General features: G+C 64.3%; 19 protein-coding genes and 2 pseudogenes. 19 read left to right on the forward strand and 2 right to left on the reverse strand.

The window, feature by feature from the left end:
* Window positions 1-43: 43 nt before the first annotated feature.
* Window positions 44-1609 carry an MFS transporter gene (locus G3N97_RS23210; protein ID WP_205995303.1) on the forward strand — a complete coding sequence of 522 codons (1566 nt, stop codon included), beginning with the start codon at window positions 44-46 and terminating at the stop codon, window positions 1607-1609.
* Between the two features lie 43 nt (window positions 1610-1652).
* Here the strand turns inward: G3N97_RS23210 and G3N97_RS23215 are convergent.
* Window positions 1653-2038 (reverse strand): annotated as a pseudogene (locus G3N97_RS23215) (SRPBCC family protein); the annotation flags it as partial.
* A gap of 463 nt (window positions 2039-2501) precedes the next feature.
* Between G3N97_RS23215 and G3N97_RS23220 the strand changes: the two are divergent.
* The 13 genes and pseudogenes from G3N97_RS23220 to G3N97_RS23280 all read left to right on the forward strand — a co-directional run bounded on the left by G3N97_RS23220 (window position 2502) and on the right by G3N97_RS23280 (window position 14405).
* Window positions 2502-4730, forward strand: a complete 2229-nt coding sequence (locus G3N97_RS23220; protein WP_205995305.1) for a TonB-dependent receptor — start codon at window positions 2502-2504, stop codon at window positions 4728-4730.
* 188 nt (window positions 4731-4918) lie between these two features.
* The gene (locus tag G3N97_RS23225; protein WP_205995306.1) at window positions 4919-5875 is read left to right on the forward strand and encodes a DMT family transporter; all 957 of its coding nucleotides are present in this window, start codon (window positions 4919-4921) and stop codon (window positions 5873-5875) included.
* A gap of 167 nt (window positions 5876-6042) precedes the next feature.
* Window positions 6043-7011, forward strand: a complete 969-nt coding sequence (locus G3N97_RS23230; protein ID WP_346778111.1) for a 4-hydroxyproline epimerase — start codon at window positions 6043-6045, stop codon at window positions 7009-7011.
* 5 nt (window positions 7012-7016) lie between these two features.
* The gene (locus G3N97_RS23235) at window positions 7017-8174 is read left to right on the forward strand and encodes an FAD-dependent oxidoreductase (protein WP_241030774.1); all 1158 of its coding nucleotides are present in this window, start codon (window positions 7017-7019) and stop codon (window positions 8172-8174) included.
* Complete coding sequence (locus G3N97_RS23240; RefSeq protein WP_205995309.1) at window positions 8167-8433, forward strand: 2Fe-2S iron-sulfur cluster-binding protein; 267 nt, start codon at window positions 8167-8169, stop codon at window positions 8431-8433. Before G3N97_RS23235 ends, G3N97_RS23240 begins: the two co-directional genes overlap by 8 nt.
* Window positions 8430-9707: an FAD-dependent oxidoreductase gene (locus G3N97_RS23245; protein ID WP_205995310.1), complete on the forward strand. Its 1278-nt coding sequence runs from the start codon at window positions 8430-8432 to the stop codon at window positions 9705-9707. Before G3N97_RS23240 ends, G3N97_RS23245 begins: the two co-directional genes overlap by 4 nt.
* Before the next feature lie 128 nt (window positions 9708-9835).
* Window positions 9836-10627, forward strand: coding sequence for an AraC family transcriptional regulator (locus G3N97_RS23250; RefSeq protein WP_241030775.1), 792 nt, complete (start codon window positions 9836-9838; stop codon window positions 10625-10627).
* 212 nt (window positions 10628-10839) lie between these two features.
* Window positions 10840-11760 (forward strand): dihydrodipicolinate synthase family protein, encoded by a 921-nt coding sequence (locus tag G3N97_RS23255; RefSeq protein ID WP_205995311.1) that lies wholly within the window; start codon window positions 10840-10842, stop codon window positions 11758-11760.
* A gap of 111 nt (window positions 11761-11871) precedes the next feature.
* A pseudogene (locus G3N97_RS23260) lies at window positions 11872-12159 on the forward strand (aldehyde dehydrogenase (NADP(+))); the annotation flags it as partial.
* Window positions 12152-13174 carry an Ldh family oxidoreductase gene (locus tag G3N97_RS23265; protein WP_205995312.1) on the forward strand — a complete coding sequence of 341 codons (1023 nt, stop codon included), beginning with the start codon at window positions 12152-12154 and terminating at the stop codon, window positions 13172-13174. The pseudogene G3N97_RS23260 and the gene G3N97_RS23265, both read left to right, overlap by 8 nt.
* 340 nt (window positions 13175-13514) lie before the next feature.
* A complete protein-coding gene (locus G3N97_RS23270; protein WP_205995321.1) occupies window positions 13515-13739 on the forward strand; it encodes a hypothetical protein in 225 nt (74 codons plus the stop codon).
* 44 nt (window positions 13740-13783) lie between these two features.
* Window positions 13784-14032 carry a hypothetical protein gene (locus G3N97_RS23275; protein ID WP_205995313.1) on the forward strand — a complete coding sequence of 83 codons (249 nt, stop codon included), beginning with the start codon at window positions 13784-13786 and terminating at the stop codon, window positions 14030-14032.
* Between the two features lie 145 nt (window positions 14033-14177).
* The gene (locus G3N97_RS23280; protein ID WP_241030776.1) at window positions 14178-14405 is read left to right on the forward strand and encodes a hypothetical protein; all 228 of its coding nucleotides are present in this window, start codon (window positions 14178-14180) and stop codon (window positions 14403-14405) included.
* 42 nt (window positions 14406-14447) lie between these two features.
* Here G3N97_RS23280 and G3N97_RS23285 read toward each other — a convergent pair whose 3' ends face one another.
* Window positions 14448-15467, reverse strand: coding sequence for a LysR family transcriptional regulator (locus G3N97_RS23285; protein ID WP_205995314.1), 1020 nt, complete (start codon window positions 15465-15467; stop codon window positions 14448-14450).
* 220 nt (window positions 15468-15687) lie between these two features.
* Between G3N97_RS23285 and G3N97_RS23290 the strand changes: the two genes are divergently transcribed.
* From G3N97_RS23290 to G3N97_RS23310, 5 genes are all read left to right on the forward strand, one after another.
* Complete coding sequence (locus tag G3N97_RS23290; RefSeq protein ID WP_205995315.1) at window positions 15688-16635, forward strand: cupin domain-containing protein; 948 nt, start codon at window positions 15688-15690, stop codon at window positions 16633-16635.
* A gap of 865 nt (window positions 16636-17500) precedes the next feature.
* Window positions 17501-18094 (forward strand): hypothetical protein, encoded by a 594-nt coding sequence (locus tag G3N97_RS23295; protein WP_205995316.1) that lies wholly within the window; start codon window positions 17501-17503, stop codon window positions 18092-18094.
* Complete coding sequence (locus G3N97_RS23300) at window positions 18064-18645, forward strand: hypothetical protein (RefSeq protein WP_205995317.1); 582 nt, start codon at window positions 18064-18066, stop codon at window positions 18643-18645. Before G3N97_RS23295 ends, G3N97_RS23300 begins: the two co-directional genes overlap by 31 nt.
* Window positions 18646-18881: 236 nt before the next feature.
* Window positions 18882-21479 (forward strand): EAL domain-containing protein, encoded by a 2598-nt coding sequence (locus tag G3N97_RS23305; RefSeq protein ID WP_205995318.1) that lies wholly within the window; start codon window positions 18882-18884, stop codon window positions 21477-21479.
* Between the two features lie 86 nt (window positions 21480-21565).
* A complete protein-coding gene (locus tag G3N97_RS23310) occupies window positions 21566-21865 on the forward strand; it encodes a hypothetical protein (RefSeq protein WP_205995319.1) in 300 nt (99 codons plus the stop codon).
* Window positions 21866-21905: the final 40 nt, after the last annotated feature.

Below are 21905 nucleotides of genomic sequence, written 5' to 3' on the forward strand. Positions count from 1 at the left end.
TTCGATATAGCAGTTTGCAGTTATTTGACTGATGAATACACCAATGACCGACAACAATAGCGATATTCAGGCAACCAGCGCGCCTGAGCCGGCTGAGAACGACGGCAAAGACCAGAAGAAAAAGGAGAAGTGCAAGTTCGATGACTTCGTCAGTTTGGGGTGGAAAGCCTTACTGGCGTTTGGCGGATTGATGCTGCTTGCGTTTTTCTGGCAGGTGCAATTCCTGCCGGAAATCAAGCTCGCGGATATCACTGCGGTTCTGGCCGCGGTGGCCGTGAGTGGCGTGGTGCTTTTGCTCATCTTTGTTGCTTCCGCGGTCCTCCCGGCACTTGGGACCTATGCCGCGTTTAAAGGACAGCGTCAGCGTGCAAAGTCAATTATCCTGGCTGCGGGTTCTGGCGGGTTAGCGGCGAGTGCGCTGTTTGTCGGCAGTATGGCCGACAGCAGCTGGTGGGCCTTGCTGCCTGGCGTCGCTGCACTCTTCGTATTCATCTGGGCATGGCATTTCGCCAAAAGCGAATGGCAAGAGCAAGAGCGCGAGACGGAGAAACAAGCCGAGCAACAAGAGATCAAGGACATGAAGTCGCTTGATTTCTTCCGATCTAAAGCCGCGCCCGCGTCGACTGGCTCAATGGTCGTGTTCCTCGACGTGGCCTTTACCGCCTTCATATTTTTCGTAGGGCTGAGTTTTTCCGCTATTTTCTTTACCGTTTCCTATCGCGCGCAACCCGTTCACGCCTATAGCTACGCGGCATTTGTTGTGTGGATGCTGCTTTGTTTTGGTTACAACATTGCTTTGGCTACTGGCGATGTGCGCGACAAGCGTCGCCTCAAAGTGGCGGGCGCCCTGATTTTTCTTCTGGTCGTCGCATTTCTGATGCTGACCGGCAGCTTGCCTTTGCTCGCAAGCAGTGTGGTCAAGAAGCTGGGCCTGGGCGAGATTGATAGCGCATCGATCTTGCTGACCTCGCAAGGTTGTGACGTCGTTGAAGCAACGAGTAACAACGAGATGCGATGCAGCCGTGAGAAGGCGGGAAAATCCGGTACGCTATGTGACGTGAAGATTCTTTCGCGCATCGGCTCGGAAGTCCTGCTTAGCGATAGCCACTCTGATGTGGTCGTCAAGCGCGATGACGTACTAGGCTGGCAACGCTCGAGCGTGCAGAAAACGGGGAGCGCCCGGCCCGCAAAGTGCGCGCTTGTTCGGGCCGAACCCGACACGAAGTCCGCGTCGGAAGCGTCCGCCACGCTTTCGCCCACCGTCGTGGCGGCAATCCAGTCGACGGTTCAGACGGCGGTCACACAAGCGAACTCGGTAAATATAGAACCGCCGCGCGCGCAACCTCAGCCGAAGCCTCATCCGCAACCGCGTCCGCAGCCGCCGCGTGCTCCTGGCACGAGCGTGACCTACGCGAATCAGGGGTCCGTGACCGTGAACAACTACGTCACGTCGTCATCCGGATCGGATGCCTCAGCATGCGACACGCACAGTCCCAAGAGAGTGTGCGATGTCACGCCGCGCGCGAATACGAAGCCTTCGTGCACGACATCGCAGGACGGCACCTGTACAGGCGAGCACGCATTGGAGACCGGGAACGCGGGCGGCTGAATTCAATGAAGACCGCCGGGCAGAACCGGCGGTCTCATCGCGCTCAAGACGGTCTCCAACACATGCAGTCCATTACCGCGCAGGCCAGCCGCTCTTCCTGGGCGCCGATCTCCGCCTGCGCCATGTCACCTGCGAGCGCATGCCGGTACCACGCGTGGAAGTGTTGCATGCCGTCCTCTATTCGCGACTGATAACGGCCGGCATCGCTCACGCAGCGTCGGTGCAGACGCAGGTGGCTCGCATCCATGCGCTCGGTGATCTCGTTGTCCTCGATCATGGCCTCCATATACGCGGCGCACTGCGCTTCGACGAGTTCGCCCTCGAACGCCGCGATTTCCTTGGCTAATAAAACGCCTCCACGTTGAGCGTTTCCAGCGGCCCTTTCGGAAACAGCGTCGAGACCACCATCGCGTGCGGATGCCGCTCGATTGCGGCAAGGCGGCTTGTCAAATTCGGGCGGGGCGATCAGTTCGTCCTGGCCGGCGTACGTCCAGCCAAAGTCCGATGGCATCGGAGAGCGAACAGGATTGGGCGCGAAAACAGACTCGCCGTCGAGGTCGTCCGGCACTTTTGGGGAGAAATTCGTCGGGCGCGAAAAACTGTGTGAACGACAGAATTGCACCGTACCGTCGTCGATGTGGCACTCGGCAGCGCACGGGGGGGTATCGCAGCGGCGCGGATGGCCGTGCGCACCACCCAAAGCCCCCGCCTGCGCGCGCGTCTACATGCAAATCGCATTACAGCCAACCACGAGTGTTGGTTTTTTGTAAAGAACTATCAAAAGCCAGGGTCGTTTGCTAAGATGCGCGCCTCATGGAATGAGAATAAGTCTCATTGACGTTTAAGTTATGACGTTAAACCGGGGCGGGAGGCGCCTCGATCACTGGCCGATATGAACAATCAAGAAACCGCACGCCGTAGTGGGCAGAAGCTGCCCCGTCCTTTGCAGATCGCTGCCTGGCTGACGTTTGCCGCCGCCGCGCAATCCGCGTTTGCCCAGACCGCCACGACCGCGAACGACAGCGCCGCCGCTGCGGCGAGTGCGACCAGCGCAGCCAGCAGCCCCGCCGCATCCACCTCGCGCGCCGACAAGGCATTGCCCGCCGTGAACGTCAGCGCGGCCGCCGTGGCCGACTCGCCGTTGCATCTGGCCACGCCGGTTTCGAGCGGCGCGCTCGGCACGCGTTCGCAGTTGGACACGCCGTTCTCGACCACGGTCGTGACGGGCGAGGATCTCGCCGATCGCCAGGCCAACAAGCTCGGCGACGTCTTCGCGGGCGACGCCTCGGTCACCGACAACAGCAACGCCTATAGCGCGTGGGCGACCTACATCACGGTGCGCGGCCTGCCGATCGACTGGCAGAACGGTTTCAAGATCGACGGCAATCCGTTCATTTCGTATGGCATCACCATGCCGTACGAAAACCTCGAACGCGTCGAACTGCTCAAGGGCGCGGGCGGTTTCATGTACGGTTTCGCGCAACCGGGCGGCGTCGTCAATTACGTGACGAAGAAGCCGGGCAAGGATCCGGTCACGAGTTTCGATATCGGCTATCGCATGGACGGCGTGCTCAGCCAGCACGCCGACCTGAGCCGCCGCTTCGGCCCGGACGGCATGTTCGGCGCGCGCATCAACTACACGCACGAACAGGGCAAGACCTATAACGCGGGCGATATCAACCGCAATTCGGTGGCGCTCGCGCTCGACGGTCAGCTCACGCGCGACCTCGACGTCTATTTCAACGCGATCTACCAGACGAGCCGTTCGAGCGGCCAGACGCCGGCGATCTACATTCCGTCGAGTTACGTGGGCACGAGTCTGCCCGCGACCATCAGCGGCGGCTCGAATCTGCTGAACAGCGCCGGCCAGCATCTGAACACCAACCTGCAGCTCTACACGGCGGGCGTGAAGTATCAGATCACGCCGGACTGGACGTTCAACACGTCGGCGAGTTACAGCAAGTCGGCGCGCGACCGCAACGAAAGCACGCTCACGCTGCTCAACCAGTCGGGCGACTACTCCGACTATCGCTGGAACGGCGACGAAGGCCACCAGGATATCTATTGGCAAGGCGCGTTCGAAGGCAAGGTGAAGACCGGTCCGTTCACGCATCAGATCGTGGCCGGTGCGTCGATCCAGCATCAGACCAACGACTACAGCACGGTGGCGGGCACCGCGGGCGGCACGCTCGGCGCGGGCAATCTCTACGTGCAGAACCCGTATGCGTTCTACTCGGGCAGCGGTCTCGACAAGTACCGCGCGAGCGAGATCAACCAGAAGGCGCTGTTCCTGAGCGACACGATGCAGATCACGAGCCGCTGGTCGCTGCTCGCGGGCCTGCGTTACACGAACTACGATCAGGAGAGCTTCTCGGAAGCGGGCGGCACGACCTCGTCGTACGGCAAGAACGGCGTCGTCACGCCGACCTTCGCGCTGATGTACAAGCTCGAACCGGAAACCACGTTGTACGCGAGCTATGTCGAATCGCTCGAAGCGGGTCAGGTTGTTTCGGATATCTACGCAAATGGCGGATCGGTGCTCAATCCGCTGCGCTCGCGTCAGTATGAAGTGGGCATCAAGAGCGAGCACGCGCGCTGGAGCGCGAATGCGGCGCTGTTCCGCATCGAGCGCGGCGCGTCGTATGCGAACGAACAGAACGTGCTGATGCAGGACGGCAACTCGATCTACGAAGGTCTCGAAGCGGGCGCGAGCGTGCGTCTGGGCCGCAGCTGGCAAGTCGCGGGCGACATCATGCTGCTCGATACGTGGTACGCGAAGGGCCAGACCTATAACGGCAAGCGTGTCGCGGGCGCACCGCAATTCACGGCGGCCACGCGCGTGACGTACGACGTGCCGTATGTGCCGGGCCTGCAACTGGGCGTCGATGCGAAGTACACGGGCAACACCGAAGTGCGTCCGGCCGGCGATCTGGAAACGGGCGGCTACCTGCTCGTGAACGTGGGCGCGAACTACGTGACGCGCATCGGCGGCCACGACGTGACGCTGCGCGCGGCGCTCGACAACATCACGAATCGCCGCTACTGGATGTTCCAGTACGACAGCTATATCGCGCCGGGCGATCCGCGCACGATCAGCCTGAACGCGAAGATCGACTTCTGATCGTCGCGACCTCATAAACGGCACGCTCTCGTTGTCGTGACCCCGCAGGCCACCCCTGACGCAGCATCCGGATGTTCCGGCTGCGTCGCGGGTGGCCTGCTGCTTTGCGCACGGACTGGCTCTATGTGCCGATGATCGGGCGCGTTAAGATACGCGCGTCGAAAAAATAAAGCATGGGCGAGACAGGAATGAGAAAGCATGTCGATGGGGCGGCCGTCGCCATTATGGTGACGCTGTGCTTCATCTGGGGTACGCAGCAGGTCGCGATCAAGGCCGTGGCCGGCGATATCGCCCCGATGCTGCAAGTGGGCCTGCGTTCGGGCGGCGCGGCGGCGCTCGTGTGGCTGTTCAACCGCTTCGTGCTGCGCGAGCGCTGGCTGCCGGGCGTGGCGCTGCGCTCGGGGCTCGTCGTCGGCGTGCTGTTCGCGTTCGAATTTCTCTGCGTCGCCGAAGGGCTGCGTCTGACCAACGCCTCGCATATCGCCGTGCTGCTCTACACCGCGCCGATGTTCGCGGCCATCGGCCTGCATATCAAACTGCCCGACGAACGGCTCGCGCCGCTGCAATGGGCGGGCATCGCGCTCGCGTTCATCGGTATCGCCGTCGCGTTTCTGGGGCCGGCGCTGCTGGGCGGCGGCCTGTCCGCGCCCGGCATGCCCACGAATCCCAACTGGCTGCTCGGCGACCTGATGGGTCTGCTCGGCGGCGCGGCGTGGGGCCTGACCACGGTCGGCGTGCGCACGACGCGGCTCAGCGAAGCGCCCGCCACGCAGACGCTCTTTTGCCAGCTCGCCTGCGCATTCGTGCTGCTGATTCCGTTCGCGCTGTTCACGGGGCAGACCGCGTTTCACGCTACGCCGCTCGCGCTCGCGAGCCTCGGTTTCCAGACCGTGGTGGTGACGTTCGCGAGCTATCTGACCTGGTTCTGGCTGTTGCGCCGCTACTTCGCCGCGCGGCTCGGCGTGCTCTCGTTCATGACGCCGCTGTTCGGCGTCGTGCTCGGCGTGGTGGTGCTGCACGAGCACGTGGATGCCGCTTTCATCGCGGGTTCGGTGCTCGTGCTGACCGGGCTGCTGGTCGTGAACAGCCAGGCGTGGCTGCGTCAGCTGTTCGGGCGCGGATCGCGAGCGCGCGCGGGCGTCTAGGGCGTCTAAAGCGAAGACGAAGGCGACCGGCCGACCACGCGCCAGGGTTGTGCCTGGCTTGACCGGGCGAGCCGCGCGCGACGTCCGCGCATCGATCGTGCGCTATGCCGAAATCGTCATTGCCGGCGGGCCGTTGCGACAAGACGGCCACGCGGGCGGCACCTACGATTGACGGCATGAAAACCCTCTCCGTCATCGATTCCCATACCGGCGGCGAGCCCACGCGGCTCGTGACCGAAGGCGGCCCCGAGCTGGGCCGCGGACCGCTCGCCGAGCGGCTCGAGATTTTCCGCCGCGACTTCGACCGCGTGCGCGCAGGCATCGTCTGCGAGCCGCGCGGCTCCGACGTGATGGTCGGCGCGCTGCTGTGCGAGCCGCACGATCCGGCCTGTTCGGCGGGCGTCATCTTCTTCAACAACGTGGGCTTTCTCGGCATGTGCGGACACGGCACGATCGGCCTGATCGTGTCGCTCGCGCACATGGGCCGCATCGCGCCGGGCGTGCATCGCATCGAAACGCCGGTGGGCAATGTCGAAGCCGAACTGCACGCCGACGGCAGCGTCACCGTGCGCAACGTGCCCGCGTATCGCTACCGCACTAACGTGCCGGTCGACGTGCCGGGCCTCGGCCGCATGCATGGCGATATCGCGTGGGGCGGCAACTGGTTCTTCCTCGTCGCCGATCACGGCCAGTCGCTCGAATTCGCCAACGTCGAAACGCTCACAAATGTGTCCTGGGCGATTCGCCAGGCGCTCGAAGCGAATGGCATCGCGGGCGAGGGCGGCGCACTGATCGACCATATCGAACTGTTCGCCGATTCGACGACGCCGGGCCTCGACAGCCGCAACTTCGTGCTGTGCCCCGGCAAGGCGTACGACCGCTCGCCGTGCGGCACCGGCACGAGCGCGAAGATCGCCTGCCTCGCCGCCGACGCGGCGCTTGCGCCGGGCGCCGTGTGGAAGCAGGAGAGCATCGTCGGCAGCGTGTTCGAGGCGAGCTATGAAAGCCACGAAAGCGACGGCGATCTCGCGCCCGGCTACGTGCGCCCGAGCATTCGCGGCACGGCGCACGTGAGCGCGCAGGCGCAGCTCATTTTCGCCGACGACGATCCGTTCGCATGGGGCATTCGCGCGTGATGAACATGGCAGCATCGCGTCCCGATGTCGTGGTGGTGGGCGCGGGCATCGTCGGCGCCGCGTGCGCGCACGAACTCGCGCGGGACGGCGCGAACGTGCTGGTGATCGACCGCGCGGGCATCGGCGGCGGCGTGACGGCGGCGGGCATGGGCCATCTCGTTGTGATGGACGATACGCCCGCCGAGTTCGCGCTTTCCGCGTGGTCGCGGCAGTTGTGGCTCGATCTTGCGCCGCGTCTCGATGCGCGTCAGGCGTTCGTGCGCTGCGGCACGCTCTGGGTCGCCACCGACGACGAGGAATACGAACTGGCGCAGTCGCGTCAGGCGGCGCTCGTGCAGCAGGGCATCGCCTGCCACATGCTCGACGCGAAACAGGTGCGCGAAGCCGAACCGTCGCTGCGCGAAGGCTTGCGCGGCGGCATGATGGTCCCCGACGACGCCGTGGTCTACGCGCCGTCCGCCGCCGCGTGGCTGCTCGCGCAGCCGGTGAAAGGGCGCATCGCGTGCCGACTCGATACGCGCGTGGCGCAGCTGAACCGGCAAGGCGTGGTGCTCGCCGATGGCGAAGTCATCGCGACCGGCGCGGTGCTGCTCGCCAACGGCCTGCAAGCCGCCGAACTGCTGCCCGGCTTGCCGATGCAGGCGAAGAAGGGCCATCTGCTGATCACCGACCGTTATCCTGGCGCCGTCCGTCACCAGATTCTCGAACTCGGCTATATCAAGAGCGCGCACAGCGCGACCGGCACCTCGGTGGCGTTCAACGTGCAGCCGCGCCCGACCGGTCAATTGCTGATCGGCTCGTCGCGGCAATTCGACAGCGAAGATCCCGCGATCGAACCGGAGATTCTCGCGCGCATGCTGCGCCGCGCCGCCGAGTATCTGCCGCAGTTGCCGTCGCTGAACGCGATACGCGCGTGGACGGGCTTCCGTCCGGCGACGCGCGACGGCTTGCCGCTGATCGGCCCGGCCGGTCCGTTCGCGCGCGACGACGGCCATCCGCAGACGTGGCTCGCGACCGGCCACGAGGGGCTGGGCGTGACCACGGCGCTCGCGACCGGCAAGCTGATCGCCGCGCAGATGCTCGCCGCGCGCGACGCATTGCCGATCGACGCTACACCGTATTGGCCCGCGCGTTGCGCGACGCAAGGAGCCGCTCATGTCTGATTTCGTCGTGCTCGACGTGGATGGCCGCAGCGTGCGCGTGGCGGCGGGCAGTTCGGTGGTCGCGGCGATCGCGCACGCGGCGAGCGATGGGGTTGTCGCGACGCGCCGTTCCGTGACCGGCGCGCTGCGCGGGCCGTTGTGCGGCATGGGCGTGTGCCAGGAGTGCCGCGTGACGATCGACGGCGTCGCGCATCGGCTCGCGTGCCAGACCGTCTGCGCCGAGGGTATGAATGTGGTGACGGCAAGAGGCGCGCAATGAAGTTCGATATCCTGATTATTGGTGCAGGGCCGGCCGGTTTGCAGGCGGCACGCGTGGCCGCCGAGGCGGGCAAGCGCGTCGGCATCGTCGACGATAACGCGCGGCCCGGCGGACAGATCTGGCGTCAAGGCCCGGCGCATTCGCCGACAGGCGAGGCGCGCGCGGTCATCGACGCGGTCGAGGCCTTCGTGCAACGCGGCAGCGTGGTCCGCTTGAGCGGCACGCGCGTCGTGCAGGCGCCCGGCGTGCGGCAATTGCTGGTGGAAGACGCGCAACGCGGCTACACGATCGATTACGACAAGCTGATCGTCGCGACCGGCGCGCGCGAGCGCTTCCTGCCGTATCCGGGCTGGACGCTGCCGGGCGTGACGGGCGCGGGCGGTTTGCAGGCGCTCGTGAAGGGCGGTTTGCCGGTTCGCGGCGAGCGCATCGTGATCGCGGGATCGGGGCCGCTGCTGTGGGCCGCTGCCGTCACGGCGCGAGAACAAGGCGCGCGCGTGCTGGCGATCGTCGAGCAGGCGCCGCCGTCGGCGGTGCGGCGCTTCGCGGCCGGGCTCGTCCACACGCCTGCGAAATTGATGCAGGCAGCCCGTATGCGATTCGATCTGCGCGCGACGCCATATTTATGCGGCGCGCACGTGATCGAAGCGCTCGGCGAAGATAAACTCACGCGAGTGCGCATCCAGCACGGCGACAAGACGATTGCGCTCGATTGCGACCGCCTCGCCTGCGCGTATGGCCTCGTGCCGAATACGCTGGTGGGCGCGGCGCTCGGTTGCCGGACCACGGAGGCGCAGGGCATGGCCGCGCTGGCCGTCGACGACTGGCAAGCGACCTCGCTGCCCGACGTCTATGCGGCGGGCGAATGCACGGGCGTGGGCGGCATGGAGCTGGCGGCGCTTGAAGGACGCATCGCCGCGCACGCCGCTGTGGGCGAGCAGGACAAGGCGCGCGCCTTGTTTGGCGAACGCGCGCGCTATCGCGCCTTCGCCGCGCGGCTGCACGAAGCGTTCGCGCTCGCGCCGCATCTGCGCGCGCTCGCGGCGCCCGACACCGTGCTGTGCCGCTGCGAGGACGTGACGTACGGCGAGGCCGCGCAGCACCGTTCATGGCGCGATGCGAAACTGCACACGCGCTGCGGCATGGGACCGTGTCAGGGCAAGATCTGCGGCGAGGCGGCGGCGTTCTGCCTGGGCTGGCCGCGCAACGGCCAGCGTCCGCCGTTTTCGCCCGCGCGTATCGGGACCTTGCTGGAAGTGTCCTCGCAGGCGTAACGCGCCGTTGCATGCGATATCGAATCACGGGCGGCGCGCGCGAGTGCGCCGCCCGATTTTCGTTTCAGATGCGCAAGCGTGCAACGGAAGGGCATAATCGTGCGGATCACGACTCGCCGCTCATCGCAATGCCCGAACTCGTTCTGCCCGCCGCCCTCGAAAACACGACGCTGCCGCAGATGGTGGCGCATTTCGCATTGCTCGAACCGCTATTCGACGCCATGCCCGACGTGGTCTTCTTCGTGAAGGATCACGATGCGCGCTATGTGATCGCGAACGTCACGCTCGCCGCGCGTTGCGGTTTCAAGGACAAACGTTCGCTGCTCGGCAAGACGGCGGCGCAGGTGTTTCCCGCGCGTTTCGGCAGCAGCTATACGGCGCAGGACGAAGCCGTGGTGCGCCTGAACAGCCGTTTCATCGATCAACTCGAACTGCATCTTTATCCGGGGCGTCAGCCGGGCTGGTGCCTCACGTCGAAGGTGCCGCTGCACGACGCGCACGGACGCGTGCTGGGCGTGGCCGGCATTTCGCGCGATCTGCAGGCGGCCGAAGGCACGCATCCGGCTTATCAGCGTCTGGCCATTGCCGCGAAATACATTCAGGACAATTACGCTCAGCCGCTCAAGCTTTCGCATCTGGCCACGCTCATCAATATGTCGGTGGCGCAAATCGAGCGCTATTTCCACAAGATTTTCCATCTCACGCCGCGCCAGATGCTGCTGAAAACGCGGCTCGATGCGGCGTCCGAATTGCTCGCGAGCGACCTGAGCATTACCGATATCGCCACACGCTGCGGTTATAACGATCACAGCGCATTTACGCGTCAATTCAAGGCGACGGTGGGCCTGACGCCAAGCCAATATCGCGCGCTGCTGCATCCACAGGTTGCGCAAACCGGCGACGCCGCAGAAAAAGATTAATGACCTAAGCGCCAAAAATACGGGTTGTCCCCGATAGCGAATATGCACCCGAATGAGGCGTTTATGCACGCGTTCGGGACTGCGCCGCGATTGTGCTGATTTCGTCTCTTTGAGTCGCGAAAGGTCTCAAGCCTCGATCATTCTGGATAGCGATACTTCTTCGCATCGCCACACGGGTTGGCGCGATTTTTCAAACGAAGGAGATTGTCACTGTGAGCCGTAACGCTATCCAATGGAGCGGTGTGTTTCCCGCCGTCAGCACGCAATTCAAGGCGGACTTCTCCGTCGATATCGAAGCGACGCATCGCGTGGTGAGCAACCTCGTGAAGGACGGCGTGTCGGGCCTCGTGGTGTGCGGCACGGTCGGCGAAAACACGTCGCTCCACACGTCCGAGAAAATGGCCGTGATCGAAGCCGCGCGCGATGCCGCCGGCGGCAAGGTGCCCGTGATCGCGGGCGTGGCGGAATTCACCACCGAGTTCGCGCGCCAGACCGTGCGCGAAGCGCAGCGCGTGGGCGTGGACGGCGTGATGGTGATGCCCGCGCTGGTCTACTCGGCCAAGCCGCATGAAACGGCTGCGCATTTCCGCGCCGTGGCGTCGAGCACGGACCTGCCGGTGATGGTCTACAACAATCCGCCGATCTACAAGAACGACGTCACGCCCGACGTGCTGATCGCGCTGCAGGACTGCGAGAATATCGTCTGTTTCAAGGACTCGTCGGGCGACACGCGCCGCTTCATCGATCTGCGCAACGCCGTGGGAGATCGCTTCGTGCTGTTCGCGGGCCTCGACGACGTGGTGGTGGAAAGCGTGGCCGTGGGCGCGGAAGGCTGGGTCTCGGGCATGTCGAATGTGTTCCCGAAAGAAGGCGAGACGCTGTTCCGTCTCGCGAAGCAAAAGCGTTTCGACGAAGCGCTCGCGCTGTATCGCTGGTTCATGCCGCTGCTGCACCTCGATGCGCGTCCGGACCTCGTGCAATGCATCAAGCTGTGCGAAGAACTCGTCGATCGCGGCAGCGCGCTCACGCGTCCGCCGCGTCTCGCGCTCGAAGGCGATGCGCTCGCGCACGTGCGGTCCGTCATGAAGCAGGCGCTCGCCACGCGTCCGCAACTGCCGGACGTCGGTCTGTAAATCCCCTTGCGCGCCGCGTGGGCGCGCTTTCTCTTTCCGCGCGCCTCTCGCGTTTTCCATTCCTCTTTTGCGAGTCCGGCGGCGCGCGGCACCGACCGCGCCGCGTGCCGCGCGCTGTTGCCGACGCTCGAACGCAAGGCGGGCCGTATACTCGCCAATGGTTTCGGCACGGGCGTGGAAGTCGGGCATGCGATGGTGCATGGCGGCCCGTTCCCAGCGACCTCGGATGCGCGCACGACGTCGGTCGGCAGTCGCGCGATCGAGCGCTTCCTGCGGCCGGTTTCGTATCAGGATCTGCCCGACGACCTGCTGCCCGAGGCGCTGCGCGACGCCAATCCGCTGGCGCTCGCGCGGCGTATCGACGGTACGCTTCATTGCGAGGAACATCAGGATGACTGAGCAATCCGACGACGTTGTACTTTCACTCGACGCGCTGTTCTCACTTGCGCGCAAGGCGCTGATGCATCACGGCGTGTCCGAAGCGCACGCGGACGCCATCGCGCGCGTCATCACGCAAGGTCAGCGCGACGAGTGCCATTCGCACGGCATCTATCGCCTGCTTGGCTGCGTGCGTTCGGTAAAGAGCGGCAAGGTCGATCCGCGTGCCGAGCCGACGCTGCGCGACGTAGCGCCCGGCGTGCTCGCGGTCGACGCGCATTACGGTTTTTCGTTGCTGGCCTTCGAAACGGGCCTGCCCGTGCTCGCGGAAAAGGCCCGCACGCAAGGGCTGGCGGCGATGGCGATCAATCGCTGCTTCCATTTTTCGGCGCTCTGGCCCGAGGTGGAAGCCATCGCCGCGCACGGTCTCGTGGGGCTCGCGATGAATCCGAGCCATAGCTGGGTCGCGCCCGCGGGCGGCACGCGCGGCGTGTTCGGCACCAATCCGATTGCGTTCGCGTGGCCGCGCGCCGAAGGGCATCCGTTCGTATTCGACTTCGCCACGAGCGCGATCGCGCGCGGCGATATCGAATTGCACGCGCGTGAAGGCAAACCGATTCCTTCGCACTGGGCCATCGACAGCGAGGGACAACCGACCACCGACGCACGCGCGGCACTCGACGGCGCGATGCAGACGTTCGGCGGCCATAAGGGATCGGCGCTCGCGGCAATGGTCGAATTGCTCGCGGGCGCGTTGATCGGCGACCTCACGAGCATGGAGTCGCAAGCCTTCGACGGCGGCGCGGGCGCGAGTCCCTGCCACGGCGAGCTGGTGATCGCGATCGATCCACGCCGTTTTCTGGGCGACGATCACGCGGCGGGCGAGGCGCGCGCCGAGCGCCTGTTCGACGCCGTGGTCGAGCAGGGCGCACGCTTGCCGTCGCAACGTCGTTTCGAAGCACGTGCGCGCAGCGAACGCGATGGTGTGCGTATTCCTTCCGCGCTGTATCGCGACGTGATGAAACTTTTTGATTGAATCGAATCGTAGCGAAAGGCAGCAGGAAAAAAAGCGCGTGCGAGCCAAGGCCCGCGCGCGCTTTCAATCGCGATGGCCTGGTTGATTGGCGATGCCGCTTATTGTGTCGATTTATCGGCGAATTAACGCCTGTTCCGCTAGCGCCGCAGCGTTGCATTTTTTACGTGCGTGAGCGAAGTGTGCGCATCCAGGCACACGAATTCGAAAACTGTCCCTTTTACATTGGCGACACTCAAGGTTAATGCTTATTGCGGTGCAGCAAAATGCTGCCTACACTGAGCTTGACCGCCTATGGATTCGGAAGTTTTCGAAAGGAGGGCGTGCCATGATCACGTCACAGATGGCGATGCTCGAAGCGTCGCCAAAGCTACATGTTTTCGAACAGGAAGGGGGCTGGCATTGGGGCATTACCGTGCCCAGGTCGGCGGGCCGCGGCTTCAAGGTCATTGCCTATAGCGAAACGTCATTCAACGGCGAGACCGAGGCTCGCCGCGACGGTAATCGTGCGCTCGATAGTCTCCCTGAGGGTGTCCCTGGTAGTGCGGCATTTTCGTTCATGCCTTAATGCGCGGGTCGTTCTACACTGAAACCCGGTGACGGGAGAAACGTATGAACCCGCGTGACGAGCAGGAAACGCGCCGCAAACACTACGCCATGCGTCGCCTGACGCGGGCGATGCAGCGGCTCACCCATGCGCAGGACGGCATGGAGCGCACGATGGCGCGGCGCTGGGTCAATGCGTGGAGCAGCGCCGTGGGCGAGCGCTGGATGCGGCGAATTACGCCGCTGTCGCGTACCGCTTTGACGAGTTCGGTTGCGCCGGGTGATTCGACCCATACGCGCCGCGTGTCGTCATGAATGGGTGATCGAATGACAGTCGCATCGCAGGCTGCGCGTTCGATTTCAGCGCGGCGTGCGGAAATATGAAACAAAACGCATATTTCGTTGACTGATGCTTCATTGAGACGATATTGTCATACTTTAGACATTTTTCGTTTCACCCTTGGCTTCTGCAGATTATGAAACCACACACGCCATGTGCGTGAATGTGGATGGTGTCGACTACACCGGTACGTGGCGCGTGATGACCGGTTCGGTCATCGTCTATTTCGCCAATGAAATCAAATTCGCTCCGCACGGTGCGAATCGGCCCGAGCAAATCGCTCGCTGGCTGTTGACCGACCTTTGCAAAAAAATCGAGTCACGCAAACGCAAAGGGATCAAACGCTGATTTGTTTGGCCGCTATTTAGCGGCTATTTGGGCCGTTCATGTTCAATCGTGCCGGTTGGCGCGCTCATTTGGCGTGTCCGTTTTGGCATGGTGGACGGCGGTTTTTGCGGGCTCTTTCTCGTGCTGGCTTACGTCCCAATAGCCTTCGCGTTTGAAAATGGCCGAATAGAAGTCGATAAAGGCGCGCACCTTCGACGACACCGTCCGTTTGCGCGGATACACCGCCCAGACCGCCGGCGCATGCTTCGTCGGCTGCGCTTCCCATTCCGGCAGCAACCGGATTAATTTCCCGTCGCGCAATGCGTCGCCGACAGCCCATGTCGGCAACAAAGCAATGCCGCGTCCTGCGATGGCGAGATCGAGCAGCGCTTCGGTGTCATCCACGCGCAATCTGCCGTTCAATTCAACCGTTTCCGATGCTTCGCGCTGTGCGTTCGCAGCATTCGCGTGCTGCACCAGCAGCCAGCGATCGTCCGCCGCGAGTGAAAAACGCAGCGCGGCGTGCGCGGGGAGTTCGGCGGGCGTAGCGGGCGCGCCGCATTGCGCAAGATAAGCGGGGCTCGCGCAGACAATTCGCCGATGCGTCGTCAACTGCCGCGCCATCAATTGCGAATCGGGCAGCGCTCCAATGCGAATCGCGAGATCGATGCCTGAGTCAATGATATTGAGCACGGCATCGGTCATCACGATATCGACGTCGATCTTCGGATAGCGGTCCATGAATTCCGGCAGATGCCGCACGACATGACGGCGTCCGAACGAGCGCGGCATCGTCACGCGCAACAAACCACGCGGCGAGTGATTGAGCGACGAGGCGACTTCGCGCGCTTCGTCGAGATTGCGGATCACGCCGATCGCATGTTCGCGAAACACGCGACCGCCTTCGGTGAGCACGAGGCCGCGCGTCGAGCGATTGAATAGCGCAATGCCGAGATCGCGCTCAAGCTCGGTGATATAGCGCGACACGGTCGACGTCTTGACCTCGATGCGCGCCGCCGCTTTGCTGAAACTGCCGAGCTCGGCAGCCGAAAGGAATGCGCGGATGGCGCCGAAATAATCCATATGCGTGCGGACGTGTTGATGGCTTGATTGCGCAGTGTAAGAGAAAACGCGCGCGCGCCGATCGTGTTGCGCTTCCCGTAGTGTTCGATTGCCGGTTATCCCTTTTCTGCAAAGCTCATTTCCCGTGCGCGCGGTTCCCGCACGCGGCGGCGGCTTCTAAAGTCCATTCGACGCTGCACGATTCGCTCGCCGAGCGATGGACATTTTCAGGAGCCTCATCATGCTGGACAAAACCGCACTTTCATCGCTTGCATTCGACGACGATACGATCACGCGCGATGCGCAATTTTTCGAATACACCTCATCGGCGAATCCGATTGGCGCGAAGCTGATTTCGCGCGTGCCTTATCGCTCGTTTGCCGCGTCGCTTTACGATGACGGTCCGACGCGGATCGTGCCGCTCGATGTGTCCACGGAACTGGGCTGCGATTATCCGGCCACCGGTCCGGGCTTGATGGCGAGTTTTCTGCGCATCGTTGCGGGCGATACGCTGACGGTCGATCCGAATGCGACTTCGCAGGTGTTCTACGTACTCGATGGCGCAGGGACGATTGCGCAAAATGGCACGGCTTTTTCGTTTGGCAAGGGCGATTTTTTTGCGCTGCCGGGCGGCGCAGAGGCGGTATTGAAGGCGCAGTCGACGGCGCGCCTCTATTACGTGAACGACGCACCGCTGCTCGCTTATCTCGGCGCGAAAATCGACGTAGCGCGTTTTACGCCGACGCTGTATCCGGCTACGCGGGCTCAGGCCGAACTCGCCAAAGTGGCCAGCGCGCCGGGCGCCGCGCAGCGCAATCGCGTGAGCGTGCTGCTCGGCAATCGACATTTTCCACAGACGCGCACCGTCACGCATTCGATGTGGGCGATGTTCGGGATGATCGCGCCGCACAGCGTGCAAAAGCCACATCGTCATCAGTCGATCGCGCTCGACTTCATTCCGGCGTGCGAGCCCGGCGTGTATACGCTCGTGGGGACCGAGATCGACGAGCAAGGCCGGATTGTCGATCCCGTGCGCGTGGACTGGACGCCGGGCATGGCGTTCATCACGCCGCCCGGTTATTGGCATGCTCACTTCAATGAATCGGATTCGCCCGCGTATGTGATTCCGCTTCAGGATGCCGGACTGCAAACGTATCTGCGTTCGCTCGATATTCGTTTCGCGCGTTGATGAATTACAAATAGAAAGTTTGCGCGGCGCTTTAAGCGCGTGGTGCGATTGTTTTGATTGCGCGATGTTGCAGCGATGTCGGGTTGATCGTGCTGGCGTGTCGCCCGGGTGTTCGCAAGGTTACGTTCGATGTGGCGGTGACACGTTACGCCCACGACGTAACGCAGCGCGATGCCTGGCCGTCACGCCTTTTTTCATGGATGCGCGATAGGCCGCCGGATAAGGGACGCGCGCTCGTATCGCGTCTATTTTGTTGTTTCCTTTGCTAACGAATCGCGAGTGGAAATCTCGCAAATACGTTGGCGTGGAATTTGCAGATTTCGAGCGCCGATTTCGCCAAATTCGAGCGCAGCGTTACCACGCCGACGCTCCACCATTCTTCCAGGCGACGCGTATCCACGCGCAATCGGGACAGCAGAAACAGCACGCATCGATCGTATTTGAAAAACCGATCAGCGGTTTTCCGGGGGCACTGATTACACCTTTGACCAATCAGGACGCGAGTTCATCGCGAAAGGACTAATCATGGCTCCCTTCAAACACACTCTTGTTGCATCGGCGAGCGCACTCCTATGGTGGTCGCTGGCGCCGTCGGCTCATGCCGGCGATGTGGCGACATCGTCGCCGCCTTCTTCCATGCAAGGCAGCGGATGGAGTGGCGTCTGGCAGTTCGGCCCCGGCTATGCCTGGGCAGGCGGCGAGGGTACGGGCGGCGGCTGGACCGGCACCGGGGCGGGTGGCGGGTATGGCGGAGGTTCGGGCGGTTATGGAGGTTCGGGGGACGGGGGCAGTTGGAGTGGCTCGGGTAGTTCGGGTGGCTCGGGTGGAGCGGGAGGTTCAGGCGGGTCGGGAGGCACTGGCGTGAATGGTGGTTCCGGTGATGGTGGTCATGGTGGAAGCGGTGGTTCTGGTGGTACTGGCGGAACCGGCGATGGTGGCCACGGCGGCTGGGGCGGTGGGTCCGGCGACGGCGGTCATGGTGGAAGCGGTGGCTCAGGTGGCTCGGGTGGAACGGGAGGCACAGGCGGCACCGGCGGTAATGGTGGCACCGGCGATGGTGGCCACGGCGGCTGGGGCGGTGGTTCCGGTGACGGCGGCCATGGCGGCAGCGGCGGTTCGGGCGGAAGCGGTGGCTCCGGTGGAACGGGAGGTTCAGGAGGCACCGGTGGCTCTGGAGGGAACGGAGGCACTGGCGACGGTGGCCATGGAAGCACCGGCGGTTCAGGAGGCACCGGTGGCAGCGGCGGCTCAGGCGGAACCGGAGGTACAGGTGGCTCCGGCGACGCAGGCCACGGCAGCTGGGGTGGCGGCACCGGCGGTTCAACCGGCACCGGCGGCCACGGCATCTCCGGCGGCACTGGCAACTCCGGACACGGCGGCACGAGCATCGGCTCGGGCAACGCTGGTGGCACGCAATCCACTGGCGGCTTGCTCAGTCCGCTCGTCGATCTCGTCGTGAACGTTGGCGCGGTTAGCGTGCCGGTGGTGCCGATCACAATCGGCAACAACAGTGGCAGCGGCAATGGAAACGGCGTGAACAACGGCGCATCGAGTGGTTCGCATGGCAGCACGGGCGGTGCGTCGGGCACGCAGACGGGCAGCGGCGGCCTGCTGTCACCGGTGACGAATCTGCTTGGCGCGCTCACGGGCGGCGCGACGACATCCAACGTCGTCACGTCGAGCGGCAACACGCACGGCGGCTCGACTGGCGGCTCGACTGGCGGCACGGGAGGCAACGCTGGCGGCGGCTCGCACGGCTCGACCTCATCGGGCGGCACGTCCGGCACGTCGAACGCGACAGCGCCGTTGACGAACCTCGTCGGCACGCTGACCGGCGCGCTCAAGGGCGCGGGTAGCAACAGCAGCAGCGGAACCAGCGGCACAGGCACCGGCGGCTCATCAGCCACCTCACCGCTCGCTCCGCTGACCAATCTGCTCGGCGGCTTGACGGGCGGCTCACTCGGCGGCACGAGCAACACCGGTAGCGGAAGCGGCCCGAAGAAACACTGAGCACCCACGAAGCACCAACGCCCGGCCTAACCACCGGGCGTTCCTCAAACCCGTCCCGCAGCACCACGCGGCGACGGGTTCTCCAATCCCACCGGCACGCCACCGCGATCTTCCCGCACGACCGTCCTAATCCCGGATTAACTCCGCGATCTTGATCTAAGTCAACTCAATCTCGTCGCCCGCCTGCTACGTTCGCCATATCTCAAAAAGACAACAAACGCGGTACGGGGCGCGACATGCAACACCACACGCTGGACGTCGAAATCGGACGTCTCCTTTCCGGGCCGCTGCTTGCCTGCGGGCCCGACGTGCCTATCCGCGAAGCCGCGCGCCGCATGGCCGAGCACCGTTGCAGCGCGATCGTCGTGATGGATCACGGCGAGCCGATCGGCATCTGGACCGAGCACGACGCCCTCGCGAGCGCCGCGCACCGCACGCATTCGGCCGACGCGCGTCTCATCAACGAACTGATCGACGAGCCGCTGCCCGAACCGCCCGACGATCCCGCCGACGAACCGGCCAATCGCCCCATCCGCACCGTGATGAGCCAGCCGGTGCGCACGCTGCCCGCGAGCACGCCCGCGCGCGAGGCGGCGGCGTGCTTCGTGCGCGAAGGCATCCGCCACGGACTCGTGATCGACGACAACGGCCACGCGCTCGGTCTCGTCACGCAAACCGATCTGGTCATGAGCCAGGGCCCCGAGTGCTTTCTGCAACTGCGCACGCTCGGCTGCGCGAAGCCGTCGAAGGCGCATTGCATCGACGCCGCCGCGCCGTTCACGCAAGCGCTCGCGCGCATGCGCAAGGAACGCCTGAGCGCGATCGTCGTGCGCGCCGCCGATGGCAGCCTCGGCATCCTCACCGAACGCGATGTAGTGCGCGCGATCGGCGAAGGCGCGCGCGAAGACGGCGCCACGGCCGGCACGTTCGCGAGCTGGCCGCTGCGCTCGCTGCCGCGCACGCGCAGCCTCTATTCCGCGCGCCAGTATCTGCTCGACAACCGCATGCGCCACGTCGGCGTGCTCGACGACGAGGGCCAGTTGTGCGGCCTGCTCGGTCTCGCCGACATCCTGCGCGACATGGAGCACGAATACGTGCGCGAGCTGCAGGCGGCGCTGCGCGAACGCGACGACGCGCTGCTCGCCTCGCGCGCGAATCTGCGTCTCGCCGATCAGGTGGTCGAATCCACGCTCGACGGCGTGATGATCACCGACTTGCAAGGCACGATCGAGCGCATCAATCCGGCGTTCACGCGCCTGACCGGCTACACCGAAGCCGACGCGCTCGGCCGCAACGCGCGCCTGCTCAGCTCGGGCCGCCAGGGCCCGGCGTTCTACGCGGGACTGTGGGAAAGCATCGAAACCAAGGGCCACTGGAAGGGCGAAATCTGGAATCGCCGTAAAGACGGCACGCTCTACCTCGAATATCTGACGATCTCCAGCATTCGCGACGCGCAAGGTCTGAGCTCGCACTACGCCGCGATTTTCGCCGACATCACGCAGCGGCGCGAAAATGAGGCGCGCCTCAGTTATCTCGCGACGCACGACGCGCTCACCGGTCTGCCCAATCGCACGCTGTTTACCGAGCGCATCGCGCTGGCGCTCGCGCGTGCGCGCCGTGCGAGCAAACGCGTCGCGGTGATGTTTCTCGACCTCGACCGCTTCAAGCTCATCAACGACACGATGGGACATGGCGTGGGCGACGAAGCGCTCGCCGTGATCGCGCGGCGTCTGCGCGAATCGGTGCGCGAAACCGACACGGTGGCGCGGCTGGGCGGCGACGAATTCACGCTGCTGATCGAGGATATCGACGACATCCGCCACGTGGGCCGCATCGCCGAGGCGCTCTTGCTCAGCGTGGGCGCGCCGATCCGCACGGGCGAGCAGACGCTCTTCGTCACGCCGAGCATCGGCATCAGCATGTTTCCCGACGACGCGCAGGATTCCGGACGCCTCTTGATGCAGGCCGACCGCGCGATGTACGAAGCGAAGAGCGCGGGCAAGAACAATTTCCAGTTCTTCGCGGCGCCGATGACGTCCAGCGCGATGGAGCGCATCCAGCTCGAAACGGAATTGCATCGCGCGATCGACGGCAACGAATTTCTGCTGCATTACCAGCCCGAATTCGACGTGCGCAGCGGCCGCCTCTCGAACGTCGAAGCGCTAATCCGCTGGCAACATCCGCAGCGCGGCCTCGTGCCGCCCGACCAGTTCATTCCGATTGCCGAAGAGTCGGCGTTGATCGTGCCGATCGGCGCATGGGTTCTGCGCGAAGCGTGCCGCCAGGCGCGCGCGTGGCTCGACGAAGGCTTCGAATTCGGGCGCATCTGCGTGAATCTGTCCGCGCGCCAGTGCCTGCACGACGGCTTTCTCGCGCAGCTCGCCAACATACTCGGCGAGACCGGCTTGCCGGTTAACCGTCTGCAACTCGAACTCGTCGAGAGCATGGCGATGACGTCGAGCCACGGCGGCACCGAAGCACTGCTGCACGAACTTGCGGCGCGCGGCATCAGTCTCGCGATCGACGATTTCGGCACCGGTTATTCATCGTTTCGCTATTTGCAGTCGCTGCCCGTCGACACGCTCAAGGTCGACCGCTCGTTTCTCGCGGAGGTCGGTGAAAACCAGCCGCTCATGCGCGACGAGGGCAACGGCTCCATCGTGCGCGCGATCGTGGCGATGGCGAAATCGCTGGGCGTGTCGGTCGTCGCCGAAGGCGTGGAAACGCCGAACCAGTTGCGCTTTCTGCGCGAGATCGGCTGCGAGCGCGCGCAGGGTTTTCTGCTCGCGCGTCCCGCACCGGCCGCGCGCATGCCGCGCGCGCTGCCCGCGTGATCGACGTTGATCATGTCTGCCAGCGCGCGTGTGCCGGATGCCGCCCAATGCCTCGTTGAGGCGCACCTTTTGATTGGAGAAAGACCGTGACCACCAACGATGAGATGCTGCTGCGCTCGATGTCGGCGCTCGTCAGTTCGCATGGCAAGGCTATTTCGCGCTTCGGCGCGAGCGTGGTCGTCATGAGCAAATTCGCGGAAGCCGTGCTGCCGCAACTGTCCACGCAGCAGGTCGAACGCACTGTCGAGGCGTTCCGCATGCTGATCGGCGAGGCGCTCGACGTGGCCGACAACGCCGTGCTGCCCGGCGACTATCGCGCCACGCTGCTCGAACAGAGCAATGTGCTGTTGAACCGTCTCGGCGGCAATGCCGCGGCGTCGCATTGAAGGAGGCGTCATGCGCAATCTGACGATACGCGCCGGCTTG

The organism is Paraburkholderia sp. Ac-20347, from assembly GCF_017104805.1.
Taxonomy (GTDB): Bacteria; Pseudomonadota; Gammaproteobacteria; order Burkholderiales; family Burkholderiaceae; genus Paraburkholderia; species Paraburkholderia tropica.

What these genes read in the sequence shown, in the direction of transcription:
- G3N97_RS23305 (WP_205995318.1), top strand. Translation starts at nt 18,882, where the DNA reads ATGCAACACCACACGCTGGACGTCGAAATCGGACGTCTCCTTTCCGGG.
- G3N97_RS23225 (WP_205995306.1), top strand. Translation starts at nt 4,919, where the DNA reads ATGAGAAAGCATGTCGATGGGGCGGCCGTCGCCATTATGGTGACGCTG.
- G3N97_RS23210 (WP_205995303.1), top strand. Translation starts at nt 44, where the DNA reads ATGACCGACAACAATAGCGATATTCAGGCAACCAGCGCGCCTGAGCCG.
- G3N97_RS23235 (WP_241030774.1), top strand. Translation starts at nt 7,017, where the DNA reads ATGGCAGCATCGCGTCCCGATGTCGTGGTGGTGGGCGCGGGCATCGTC.
- G3N97_RS23295 (WP_205995316.1), top strand. Translation starts at nt 17,501, where the DNA reads ATGGTGGTTCCGGTGATGGTGGTCATGGTGGAAGCGGTGGTTCTGGTG.
- G3N97_RS23220 (WP_205995305.1), top strand. Translation starts at nt 2,502, where the DNA reads ATGAACAATCAAGAAACCGCACGCCGTAGTGGGCAGAAGCTGCCCCGT.
- G3N97_RS23285 (WP_205995314.1), bottom strand. Translation starts at nt 15,467, where the DNA reads ATGGATTATTTCGGCGCCATCCGCGCATTCCTTTCGGCTGCCGAGCTC.
- G3N97_RS23270 (WP_205995321.1), top strand. Translation starts at nt 13,515, where the DNA reads ATGGCGATGCTCGAAGCGTCGCCAAAGCTACATGTTTTCGAACAGGAA.
- G3N97_RS23290 (WP_205995315.1), top strand. Translation starts at nt 15,688, where the DNA reads ATGCTGGACAAAACCGCACTTTCATCGCTTGCATTCGACGACGATACG.
- G3N97_RS23250 (WP_241030775.1), top strand. Translation starts at nt 9,836, where the DNA reads ATGCCCGAACTCGTTCTGCCCGCCGCCCTCGAAAACACGACGCTGCCG.
- G3N97_RS23240 (WP_205995309.1), top strand. Translation starts at nt 8,167, where the DNA reads ATGTCTGATTTCGTCGTGCTCGACGTGGATGGCCGCAGCGTGCGCGTG.
- G3N97_RS23265 (WP_205995312.1), top strand. Translation starts at nt 12,152, where the DNA reads ATGACTGAGCAATCCGACGACGTTGTACTTTCACTCGACGCGCTGTTC.
- G3N97_RS23275 (WP_205995313.1), top strand. Translation starts at nt 13,784, where the DNA reads ATGAACCCGCGTGACGAGCAGGAAACGCGCCGCAAACACTACGCCATG.
- G3N97_RS23245 (WP_205995310.1), top strand. Translation starts at nt 8,430, where the DNA reads ATGAAGTTCGATATCCTGATTATTGGTGCAGGGCCGGCCGGTTTGCAG.